9 protein-coding genes are annotated in these 12,131 nt (G+C 42.8%); 2 read left to right on the top strand and 7 right to left on the bottom strand.

Annotated elements, in window-relative coordinates:
- Window positions 1-184: 184 nt before the first annotated feature.
- Complete coding sequence (locus LVD17_RS13815) at window positions 185-490, bottom strand: hypothetical protein (protein ID WP_233767633.1); 306 nt, start codon at window positions 488-490, stop codon at window positions 185-187.
- Between the two features lie 226 nt (window positions 491-716).
- Here LVD17_RS13815 and LVD17_RS13810 point away from each other — a divergent pair, with 226 nt between their 5' ends.
- A complete protein-coding gene (locus LVD17_RS13810; protein WP_233767631.1) occupies window positions 717-1,214 on the top strand; it encodes a helix-turn-helix transcriptional regulator in 498 nt (165 codons plus the stop codon).
- A gap of 782 nt (window positions 1,215-1,996) precedes the next feature.
- On the opposite strand, the gene LVD17_RS13805 is transcribed toward LVD17_RS13810, so the two are convergent.
- Window positions 1,997-3,388 carry a tetratricopeptide repeat protein gene (locus LVD17_RS13805; protein WP_233767630.1) on the bottom strand — a complete coding sequence of 464 codons (1,392 nt, stop codon included), beginning with the start codon at window positions 3,386-3,388 and terminating at the stop codon, window positions 1,997-1,999.
- 104 nt (window positions 3,389-3,492) lie between these two features.
- A complete protein-coding gene (locus tag LVD17_RS13800; RefSeq protein ID WP_233767629.1) occupies window positions 3,493-3,654 on the bottom strand; it encodes a hypothetical protein in 162 nt (53 codons plus the stop codon).
- A 558-nt stretch (window positions 3,655-4,212) separates the two neighbouring features.
- Here LVD17_RS13800 and LVD17_RS13795 point away from each other — a divergent pair.
- The gene (locus LVD17_RS13795) at window positions 4,213-4,830 is read left to right on the top strand and encodes an SET domain-containing protein (protein WP_233767627.1); all 618 of its coding nucleotides are present in this window, start codon (window positions 4,213-4,215) and stop codon (window positions 4,828-4,830) included.
- A gap of 113 nt (window positions 4,831-4,943) precedes the next feature.
- Here the strand turns inward: LVD17_RS13795 and LVD17_RS13790 are convergent, their stop codons facing one another.
- The 4 genes from LVD17_RS13790 to LVD17_RS13775 are packed head-to-tail and all read right to left on the bottom strand — an operon-like array spanning window position 4,944 to window position 11,990.
- Window positions 4,944-6,359, bottom strand: a complete 1,416-nt coding sequence (locus tag LVD17_RS13790) for an aminopeptidase P family protein (RefSeq protein ID WP_233767625.1) — start codon at window positions 6,357-6,359, stop codon at window positions 4,944-4,946.
- 19 nt (window positions 6,360-6,378) lie between these two features.
- Entirely contained in the window at window positions 6,379-7,383 is a 1,005-nt protein-coding gene (locus tag LVD17_RS13785) for a WD40/YVTN/BNR-like repeat-containing protein (protein WP_233767623.1), read from the bottom strand.
- A gap of 2 nt (window positions 7,384-7,385) precedes the next feature.
- The gene (locus LVD17_RS13780; RefSeq protein ID WP_233767622.1) at window positions 7,386-9,608 is read right to left on the bottom strand and encodes a S9 family peptidase; all 2,223 of its coding nucleotides are present in this window, start codon (window positions 9,606-9,608) and stop codon (window positions 7,386-7,388) included.
- Window positions 9,609-9,653: 45 nt separating this feature from the next.
- Window positions 9,654-11,990: a cache domain-containing protein gene (locus tag LVD17_RS13775; protein WP_233767620.1), complete on the bottom strand. Its 2,337-nt coding sequence runs from the start codon at window positions 11,988-11,990 to the stop codon at window positions 9,654-9,656.
- Window positions 11,991-12,131: the final 141 nt, after the last annotated feature.

The raw sequence follows: 12,131 nt of genomic DNA, 5'->3' as shown, positions 1-12,131 counted from the left end.
TGCTGGAATAAAAAGGCTTTCTGCTATTGAGCAGAAAGCCTGATAAGCCAACAATATATTATTTTTAAGAAAACTACTAGTCCAAAACTATTGGAGAGGATAACAGAAGCATCATCTGGGAGATATGTATGTGCATATCCCCCACGATGACTTCAACCTAAACCCACTTTAGGGTTGCCTTTTTCTATATTAAAGAAGTGCTTTCGTCTGCTGTGAGCAGACTTTTCCGGAACTGGAGATTGATTTTCTCCCGCTTCAAAAGCCTGTTTTCGTTCTCAAGTTCCTCTAATAAATCTTTGAACCGCCTGTCGTAGTACGAAAGGCGTGCGTCTTCTGAAAGTCCGTCTCTCAACCGGGCATCGCCCAGTTTACTTATAAAATCTACGTTTGCCTCAAAGTACTCCTGGGCGATGGCATCCATTTTGGATGTCAGTTCTTCCATACTGTCAATAATCTTCTGGTAGTGCTCTGATTTGTCCTGCTTCTTCACGTTGTTGGTATTTGTAAGTTTAAGGTTAAAAGTTAAAATGCTGATTGCCTACACTTATCCTGAAGCGGATATAAACGAACCTGATTTTTCATGCTTTTTTAATTTCAACAGGCTCATAATCACCTGATTTTTAAGTTCTTTTTTTATATCTTTGACACTTCTTAAATGTGTAAAAAATCATAAACTTGATTTTTTTATCAAGTTGATATGCTAAAATAATCATATATTGACAAAAAAGTCAACTTTTGCCAGAAATTTTAGGTACTTCAGAGAAAAGGCGCACCTCGGTCAGGAAGCTCTTGCAGAAAAGATTGGCGTAAATGTGAGGACTATATCTGTTTATGAAACCGGAAAAGGATACCCAAAAGTTGACCTGCTCATTAAAATCAGCAGTATACTGAGTGTTCCGGTAGAGCACTTCTTTGCAGATAATCCGGAGCATGCAGGTCGCCCCGTAAAATCTTCATCCGCCGGTCTGTCTTTACCCGAAGGGAGCGATGCTTTTGAGACAGTGCAGCGGTATAGAAATGCCATTAAGGCATGTCAGCACTTAATTGAAAACGGAAATACAGAAGCTTGCCAGAGCCTGATCAACTCATTTATGTCGGCGGTTGACGAGTTGGAAACTACCTATATGAGAAACAAAGAAATAGAAGCCAAACTGCGGTATGCCACGGAACTGATCAGCTCCATAGCCAATGGTGGCAAGCCATTTAATAAGTAGACGAAAAGACTTTTGTTTTAAGAAATAATAAATCCGTATCCGCGAGATTTCTCCCGGATCAGAGATAGCGCATGAGCCGTTGACTACACTTTACTCGTGGCACCCAAAAATTGAGAAGTATCTACAGCACCTGACTTGTATGATATCATATGTGTGCACGCTGAATGTCGCAGAGTTCTCTCAATAGACACCCGCAAGAAAGTGCATGGGAATTGAAATAATGTATTGGCGAAAGCACGGATCAGGCGGAATTTCTGGGGAGACACGAACTTTTTGCTTCTGTATTTGACAGAAAGTGGTTAATAGCAATCGGCAAAAGCAGTAAGCAAATCTTGTTTCACGGGTAAGCTTTGCGTGGAGAGTTCTTGGTTTTCCGATTCACTCACTCCACTGTTTTAAGCATGATCCGAAAGTACGGCCGTATATCCCGGATGGAAAGGATTCCTGATACTTTCAACTAAAGTAGTAATAAAATCAACTTTCAATCATGAAAATTTAGGGAGGAGGAGGTTTAAAAACCATTATTATGACACAGATTATCTTCGTTTCAAAACACACAAAACGTAAGGGCCTTTCTGGATTCTACTCAGGCAAGCAATGTTATAATGGCAAATGTTTAGTAAAAATAAATGACCAATGGCAATCACAGCAAATCAATGCTTTGTACGCGCACGTCATAAACAATAGAAGGGAGCTACCGAAGTCATCCACCTCCCTATGAGCACTTTTAGAACAAGTGTAATGAAGGGTAATGAATAGTTTGATGTTTTATCTTAGGACGATTAATTAGGAATACTTTCAAGAACGTCCCTTACCTCAAGGCATACGTCCTTCCACTCGTCCCTGTTCTTTTTGGTCCTTCTGTAGTTGATGGTATAAACAAACCCAAGAATGGCGGCTATAATAAGTAGTATACCCAAAGACAAAGCAATGTTGCTGATCAGCTCTCTTTGCTCAACTTCCGCTTTCTTTTCTCTAATTTGATTGTCCAGTTCCAGAGAAAGCCCCAGGGCGGCCTGCAGCGATTTAAAGTTGGCCTTTTCCAAAAGCTCTTCTTCAAGCGAATCCTGCATACCGTCTACACTAAATGCCGTCTCGTACCTGGCAACACTTACCGGTTTACCTGAGTTTTGTAAAAACTTGTAGGACACTCTAATAAGGTCTATAGTCTCCTGAAGCGACTCATTAATTACATCTTTGTCGGCTATTTCAATAGCTTTTTCCAGATAAGCAACAGCCTCACTATGCATGCCCTGCACCTGGTAAAGCTTGGCTGTCATGTTATGGATATCAACTTTAACCAGATTGTTTTGAACATGTGATGATAATTCCAGGGATTTTTCCAGCCATCTCTCCGCTTCTGCATGATTACCCTGATCCATATAGGCCTCACCAATGTTAGCATAGGCTATAGCTTGCTTTTCTTCTACTCCCTCTCCGATCCCTATGTACTCCAATGAAAGCTGATAATTATGTATAGCTGCATTATAATCCGCCAGTTTATATTTTACTACACCAATCTGGTTATAAATTCTATTAAAATAGTAGTCCTGCCTTTCCCCTAACCCGCCTGTTAGTTCCAACGCTCTTTGAAAGTATTTATTCGCACCTTCGAAATCAGGATCTTGCTTAGAAAAACTACTAATACCCAAGTTAATATCAACCATAACCAGAAAGCGAGTATTTTTAGCCATCAAATAATTTTCTCTCGCCTTAGTTAAAAACTTGATTGCATATTCATAGTTACCCGTCTCCATAAAAACAACGCCGATATTGTTCAAAGCATCTGCTCTGTATATGGGGTCATCAAGGCTTGCGAAAAAGTCGATAGCCTCTAAATAATGAGCTACTGCATCCACATAATCACCGTCTCTATATGAGATAAGACCATTGGCATGAGAAACCCTACCTTGAAACAAATTATTGCCTGTTCGATTGGCTAAGATGGAAATATCTTCTAAATAAAGTTTAGCCTGATCAAAATTGCTTTGCCTGTCTATTTTATACAGCTCCCAATATGCAGCTAACTTTTGATCATCGTCATTATTGGAATTAATAACTTGCTCCAGACCTGCTTTATCAGTGGGTAACTCTAAATTATCTGGTTTTACACTTTCTTTTTCAGAACAGGATAGTAAAACAAAACTGAGTATTAGGGTATAGGTTAATTTCATTGCATTGGTTTTACGAAGTTTAAAGGTCGTAATTTATGGGCATTAAGGCGCAGTCTATTCGTCTCAATATCTTACATCCAAAAGTTTACTCACTTAATTATAGATTAGTTTCCTTGACTGTTTTCTCCTCCACTCCCCGTTGTGGCCTGACCCTCACTTCCATTTAATGGTTGTGGGATTATCTCTTCAGATTCGTCAGTACATGCAGAAAATCCTAAGCCAGTGAAAGTTATGGCGAATATGATTAGTAAGTTTCTAAGTCTCATAGTATTTGTGTTTTTTAATTAAAGCAAAAATAAACCTAAAATTGTTTAGATAATAAATGTTTATGGTCTCCAAAGTACTTCTGTAAAGTCTTAATGGCAGATTATGCAGTTTAATGAAACAAAGCCATTAAGCACAAAACTAGTCAGGAAAACAAATCACAATATGAGGAAAAAATGTGGTAAGAAGAAGTGGTTTAGGCGAAAAAAGAGTTAAAAACTTGCAAATCACCAATAAACCTTACATCAAAATTGATACAATGTAAAATTTAATTGATCAATTTATTAAGAAACCATGATATCTGACTCCCGAAACACCGGTGCTGATGGTGCTTTTTAAGAACGCTCAAATAAAGTGAATTTATTTCTCAACGCCAATTTAGCAAGGCTAAATTATTGTCACTTTTTTCAGCGGGACCAGCCCATTCCTTACTCATTTCCGCTTTTTAAATAACAAAACACCTTCTCTGCACCTTTAATAGTAAATAAGCAGCCCGGGGAACGGATATTAATTATTGGTCTCCCCTATTTGATAACTCAACCTTTTTCGTATTTTCAACTATGATACATCCGCATACTGAACTGAAATTTATCAGCAAAGAGATTGGCTACGGGGTTGTAGCCACGTCTTTCATTCCGGCCGGCACCATTACCTGGGTGCTCGACAGGCTGGATCGCGAATTTACTCCTTCGGAAGTTTCTGAAATGGAGGAATTCTACAAAAACATCCTGGATGTTTATGCTTACCGCAATGGTGAGGGCAACTTTATTTTATGCTGGGACAACGGGCGATTTGTCAATCACAGCTTCAACTCCAATTGTTTTACTACTCCTTATGATTTCGAAATTGCTGTCAGGGACATTCACCCCGGGGAGCAGTTAACGGATGATTATGGCTATCTCAACCTTTCCGAGCCGTTTCGTCCCTTTCCTGAGGGCACCCAAAGAAAGATTGTTTACCCTGACGACCTCCCCAGGTATGCCAAAGTATGGGATAAGAAGCTCATCAAGCCATTCCGGCTCATCCCTAAACTGGAGCAGCCTCTGCGTGAGCTCATCAGCAACGAGCTTTGGAACAAGATCAATAACATTGCCAGCGGCAAGGAGGAAATGGAGTCACTATTGACGATTTATTATACGGGAGAAGAAAGACTAAATGGTGTACAAAGCGCCGGTTAAAGCCTGAAGGGCCTGCTACTACATTTGCAGAGAAAGTTCTGATAGAATTTCTCTGCAAATGTAGCAGGCTCCCCGGCTCTCCCTTTTTGTAAATATGCCCTACCTTTGCCTGACTATACTTTAGCTATAACTTTTCCATTATTTACAGCTTCCTTTCTTACTTCTTCCACATCTCCTGATGATCTTACCAGTGGTTTGCCCAAAAGGTCACTTCCCGAATCCGTAATCACATAGTCATCTTCAATACGTATGCCCCCGAAATGTCTGTAGCTTTCAAGCTCGTTGTAGTTGATAAATTCTGCAAACTTGTTTTCAGCTTTATACATATCTATAAGTTCCGGAATGATATAGATACCCGGCTCAATGGTAACAACGTATCCTTTCTCAACGGCCTTACCCAATCTCAGCGATTTAAGGCCAAATTCTTTACTCTTCACGAGAGTATCGGTGTAGCCAATGTACTGCTCACCATAGTTTTCCATATCATGCACATCCAGGCCCATCAAATGGCCCAGCCCGCACTGGAAGAACATGGTGTGCGCACCAGCATTCACGGCTTCTTCTGCATTTCCTTTCATAATGCCTGCTTCCGTAAGTCCTTCCACCAGCTTCTTAGCGGCCAGCAAATGAATATCTTTAAAAACTGCTCCCGGCTTCAAAGCCTCCACAGCTGCCGAATGTGAGCTGTGTACAATATCATATAAAGCCTTTTGCCTTGCATCGAAACTGCCACCCACAGGAAAAGTCCTTGTCATATCCCCGGCATAGTTTCTTGGCGATTCGGTCCCTCCGTCAAACAGGAGCATCTGTCCTTCCTCAAGCTTATTGCCATAGTAGTGGTTGTGCAGGATGCTTCCGTTAATGGTCATGATTGGAGGAAAAGAAAGACTGACGTTATGCTCAGCCGCCGTTCTCATAGCTACTCCAACAAGTTCGTGTTCCTTCATGCCGGGTCTTGCGGCTTTCATTACTGCCAGGTGCATTTCGCTGGTAATGGTAGCCGCCTTGCCGATTTCTTCCAGCTCTTCAGCAGACTTTACGGATCTTTGCTGCGCTATGGCCTTAATTAATTCAACAGAGTAGGCCGATGAAGCTTCTGCAACACTTTTCGTAGTCCAGTTACTCAGTTTCACGGAGTGTTCCGGGCGATACGGAGGCAGGTACAACGTGGAAGTACTTACGTGCTCAGCTATACGGGATGTGGGCAGCACATCGGTAACGGCCACTTTTTCGGCAAGCTCGGCCAGCGAAGGCTGAGGACCTGTCCATACGATGTCATCAATACTTAATTCATTTCCAAATATAATCTCCCGATCATTGTCGATGTCTATGATTGCTGTAAGCCCGGGCAGGTTGAGCCCAAAGTAATATAGAAATGTACTGTCCTGACGAAAAGGATACCAATTATCCTTGAAGTTTATGCTACTTTCATCGTTACCTAATATCAGCACCACGCCTTGGCCCAGCTTTTTCTTCAGTGCATTTCGGCGATCTTTATACGTTTGTGAAGCAAATAGATTTATTTCCATAATTAAAACCCTTTTTTATTTAATCAATTTTCATTTTTCCAATTCGTCCTCCTGATCCGGCGGCCCAGACCACACCGTTGTTTCCGACGTCTAAGGTATGAAATCCCATACCATTTACCTTCATCCAGCTGCGACCGTTGTCCCCGGAATATTCGGAACCCGACGGTCCGGTTATCAGGATCATATCATTTACAAATCGCACGGCAGACCTAAATGGCATGCTGTGTCCTTCATAAACATTCCATGTGCTGCCATTGTCCTGAGAGTATATTAAATTTTTGTCTCCCATTCCTTCTTCGTCAGTGTAATCACCACCTACTGCTAACCCCATTCCGCTATGGGAAACGGCCATAGAGAAAATACCCAGCGATGGCTCACCCTGTAACATTGGCGTGTTGACTACTTCCCAGTTAGCCCCTTTATCAGCAGAATGAAATATACGTGCCACGGTTCCCCCGGTACCAATCCACACGTGATCTCCCTGTACCGTAATGTGGCTGCCACTGGCGGCAAAGCCATACTCGTTTTCCACCACATCAGGAAGGTTCGTAACCCGCTGCCAGGACTCTCCCGCGTCTGCAGTGGTCATCACAAACAATTTACCGTCTATAGGATCACCGGTCAAAATACCCTCCCGGGAATTCCAGAATGCTATACCATTAAAAAATCCTTTCGGAAATTTGTTTTCCAAAACCGTCCTCCATGTATTTCCCCCGTCCGTGGTTTTGAAAATTTTAGACTTATCGCCTTCTCCGGCACTCATTACAATCACCGTATCCGGGCCAAAGGCCTGAATGTCACGAAATTCGGCATCAGGAGCCTTGACAAGATCATAATACTGCCAGCTGCTGCCGCCATCTGTCGTTTTGGCCAGCACACTGTTGCTACCACCAACCCAGCAAACATTTTCGTCCACGGCAGCTATACCTCTGAGGGACGCTTCTTTTTCAAGAGTATATAACTGCCATGTAACACCGCTCCCGGCACTGAAGATCAAGGTGAGTATAAGTTGAAAGTAACTCATGTTTATTTAGGGCCGGCCGGCAAATGTGTTTTCAAATAATGAGTCAGGGTTTCTCGCAAATGCCGAGAGGTATTTTCCCCCTCGTATATGCCGTGCGAGCGATTCGGGTATGACATCAGCGAGAATAATTTATTGTATTTTACCAACTCATTGATTAACATCTCTGTGTGCTGATAATGTACATTATCATCGCCGGTGCCATGTACCAGTAGCAGGTCTCCTTTCAGGTTTTTGGCAAAGTTAATGGGTGATCCTTTTTCATACCCTTCCGGATTCACTGATGGTATACCTGAGTATCGTTCCTGGTAAATGTTGTCATATAATAATTGGTTGGTCACAGGCGCAACGGACATACCTACTTTATATATCTCCGGATATCTGAACATGGCATTTAAGGTCATGGCTCCACCTCCGCTCCACCCCCAGATGCCAATGCGGTCAGGGTCAACAAAGCTGTAATTATTAATTATTTTTTTTACCGCAGCTGCCTGGTCAGCTGATGAGAGTACACCTATCTGGCCGTATACGCTTTTTCTGAATTCCCTGCCTTTCGGCCCCGGCGTTCCCCGGTTATCGACGCTCATCACAATATAGCCTTGCTGTGTCAGCATCAAATGCCACAAATAGGTAGAGCCTCCCCAGCTATCTAACACTGTCTGGCTCCATGGCTCGCCATATACATAGAAGAGGACAGGATACTTTTTGGCGGGGTCAAAATCCACGGGCTTGATCATATAAGCATCCAGAGAAACTCCTTCACCAATATCAACAGTGAAAAACTCCATAGGCTTTTTATCAAGTGCATCTACTTTTTCCTTCAGTTTTTCATTTGAGATGAGGTTGCGAATAACTTTATGATCCGGCAGGGAAATAAGATTGGTTACCGGCGGCACCCCCGCTTTGGAAAAGGTATGTACGGCATATTTGCCATTAGGAGTTATATCGTACTCATGTGTACCTGCCTGAGCTTCGGGAGATATCCTTTGCTGTTTTGATTTGCCGGAAAGCTTTGTTCTGTACAAATAACGCTGAGTGGCGTTGGCAGGTGAAGCCATATAGTAGAGCCATCCACCTTTTTCATCTATCAGCATGATCTCTGTCATATCCTGCCCAGCCGGAGTGATGCGCTGTTCTTTCTTTCCATCGGCCGATATGATATATGCTGCTTTCCAGCCACTCTTTTCACTAACCCATGTGAAGTCCTGCCCCTTGTTCAGGTATTGAAAATCGTTGACCACATCAAGCCATGCAGTTTCCTTATCCTCATATATCACCTTTGTATTACCCATTTTTACATCTCCCCTGGTCACTCGGTTATGGTTCTGGGCTCTGTTCAGGTGCTGAACCAGAACTGATTCCGAATCGGGCGTCCAGATCATACGGGGAATATAATTTTGCCTGGGGTCACCCGACACGTGCATCCAGGTGGTAGGGCCTCCGGTCGCATTTACTATTCCTACTTTACATTCGGAAGGTGTTTCCCCCGCTTTTGGATATTGCACCGGTATGATCTGCGAATAGGCCGAATCGGTATTGTTGATCATATAAAAGTTGCGGATAGAGGTGGCATCAATACGCCAGTAGGCAATTGACTTACTATCAGGGCTCCACCTGAAACCATCCCGGCAGTCAAATTCTTCTTCGTAGGCCCAGTCAAAAGTACCATTGATGACCCTTTCACTGCCATCAGATGTTAGCTGAACGATTTCGTCTGAAGCCAAAGGTTCTACATAGATATTATGCTCTCTTACATAGGCCACTTTTTGACCGTCGGGAGAAAATTTGGCAAACATCAGTGATGAAGATTTTGCGTCCTTACCACCCAGCTTCCTGAGTGTCTTATTTTGTAAATTATACACCCAATAATCTCCCTTGGTATTATATCTCCATACTCTCTGCGAATTGGTAAATATCAACAGCCTGGATTTATCCGGGGACCAGTAGTAGTTCTCTACAAAAAGGGGTTGCCCGCTTCCCTCAGGAATAAGGGCAGAAGCTGGTATCAGTATGGTTTTCTCACCACTCACTGTATTGTATTTTACCAGATCCCGAGCTTCAGGGTGTGCAGCGGACTTTTCCAGCCTGATGTAACTATCACCATCATCAAACCAGCGTACTGGCCCCAGCCACTCAGGGCTGAATTCATACGCGGTAAATATCCTGTCCAGATCAAGTGTGGACTGAGACTGAGCTGATAAAGGTAAGATGATGGCTAGTATAGCCATACTGACAATGTTTCTGAAACGTGACATTAAATTGTAAATTGGTTGTTATAAAGACTCAAACTGTTCCTGGGTCAGCACATTGCTGTACTGGTCAATATTGGCATCCCGGGTTATTACGCTTACGTACCTGACTTCGCCGTGTGTATCCCTGATCGGGCTCATAAAATAGAACCTGAAGTTTTCACTATCCTTAAGCTGGCTCTTAATAGTAAACTGAAGTTGCTGCCCGCCAAGAACTTTCTCATAGTGCTTCTGCCACATATCTTTGTGACTTCCCAACTTCTCCAAAAGGTTATCTCCAACCCCCATTTCAAATTGGGTACCTTTGTAGCGGGCTTTCAATACATCGTTAATCAGCACAATACTATAATGCTTATCAAAAACCAGTACAGAGTCACCGGCCTGGTTGAGAATTACCTCCATGAGCATTTGATTTTGCTCTACCAGCTTCTGGGTACGCTTCATCTCTTCCTGGGTAGCTTCCATTTCTTCCATGTTTTGGCGCATTTCCTCTTCCTGCGCCCGCAACTCCTCTGACTGCTGCTGAGACTGCTCCAGCAGTATTCTGGTCCGCTGGTTGGTTTTTAAGGTGGAGATGGTTGAGGCAAGGCTTTCTGCAAGTTTCTCGACAAACTCTATTTTATATTCCGGCACTACTTCAAATGAAGCAAACTCCATAACTCCGAGAACATCTTCTTCCAACCTGATCGGCACAAGAAATACATGTGTAGGTGGCGCAATGCCCAGCCCGGAGGTAATATGTATGTAATCTGCCGGCAATTCTGTAAGGGAAATACGCTGCTTCTCTTTATAGCATTGCCCTACCAGCCCCTCGTCCAGGTCTACTCTTTTTTCGATGAATTTTCTTCTTTCATAAGCGTATGCAGCTACTAACTCAAGGTAGGTATTGTCTTCTTCGTCATTATTTATCACAAAAAGGCCCGCCTGGTTTACTCCTATATATTTGACCATCTCACTCACCACCTTGATATAGAACTCCTCCATTTCTCCCTCATTCAGCCTGAGTATTTCCGTAAATTTCGCAAGTCCGCGGTTCACCCAGCTTCGTCGTTCATCATCTATCTTGGATTCTTTGAGACTTTCACGCATAGCAATCAGCGATTTGCCCAAAATATCCTGCTCCCCCGCAGTTTCGTGCTCCATATCCAGGTTACCAGAGCCTATACTTTTAGCAAACTCTACTTTATTATTCAGGTCGTCTATCAGGGCATTGGCCGAAAGGCTTATTTCCCCCACCTCATCATCCGTAGGGTTAGGTACTTTTTTTGACAGATCTATATCACCCTGGGCAATCTCTTTGATCAGGGCATTAACCTTGTTTAGTGGCTTGGTTATATTATCGGATATCTTCCAGAGTACAAATGCAATGATAGCGATACCGAATATGGCAATCAGCAGAGACCTTAGCAGGCTGTTGTTCACATCTTTAAGTATCACATCTCTGGGCACAATTATACCAATAGTCCAGGGATAATATGAGTTACCTAGTTCTATTGGAGCAAAAGCAAGCAGATAGAGCTCACCGTCTTTGGCTATCTCAGTGTCTACCATGAATGATTGCCCATGGCTTATTTTGGCATCCAGCTCATGCCGGTCTACAATTTCCGGCGAAATCATTTCATCCAGTTTCTTGCCTATTAACTCTTGGTTGGGATGAGACACAAAAGTACCATTATTGGAGATCAGAAATATCTGGGATTGGTCAAAGGGCTTAAAGTCGGAGACATACTGAAAGTGCTCCAAAGAGATATCCACACCGCCGACACCTCCAAACTCTCCGTTAATAAGAACAGGCGCACATATAGAAGTTCCCAATACATCATTACGCTCGTCCCCGGCATCACTGTATTTTGTGTAATAATACGGGTCATTCACCTCTTCCCGTTTTTCCTGTTTGAGCCGCAAGTAGCTACTACCCCTTAAGTCGCCTTTGAGGTTTGCCGAATCAATAGCCGGCGGCCCCTGATGATAAAAGGTATATCGTTTTCTGCCATAGGGCAGGTTCCAGGTTGGCTCAAAGTGGCTTAGCTCTATACTCAGCCATGCACTATGATAGCTATCTTCGCCTTCAACAACACCTGACAGCATTCCTTTAATAAAATTTTCCCTTACTATGCCTAACGAATCTTTATAAACGGCTGCTGCATTGGCTATAGCACGCGATAGCCCGATATCTTCATTCATTCTTGCCTTCACTTCATTGGCCACTTCTTCTACATAGCTAAAAGCCAGCTTTTCATTATCCTCAATGGCCTGCTGTCTAAGACTAAAAATGATATATCCGATACATGCAAGAAAAATCACCGTCACTACCGGCATAATTTGCAGCAGTAGTTTGTATTTCAGTCCTCTTAATTTCACTTAGTATAAATTCTTTTAATCAGAAAATACGGTAATATAACTCTCAACTCCTTACATTCAAAACGATTTGCATTTTTCGTAATGAAGTTAGTTTGCATTACATCAGTGGAGTGAAATTAAAATGCTTGTCAGGTAATTTCA

Origin of the sequence: Fulvivirga ulvae, from assembly GCF_021389975.1 — a bacterium.
In the GTDB taxonomy this organism is placed as follows: Bacteria; Bacteroidota; Bacteroidia; order Cytophagales; family Cyclobacteriaceae; genus Fulvivirga; species Fulvivirga ulvae.
The sequence above is the reverse complement of the archived record's forward strand: the minus strand, read 5'-3'. Positions and strand labels throughout refer to the sequence as shown.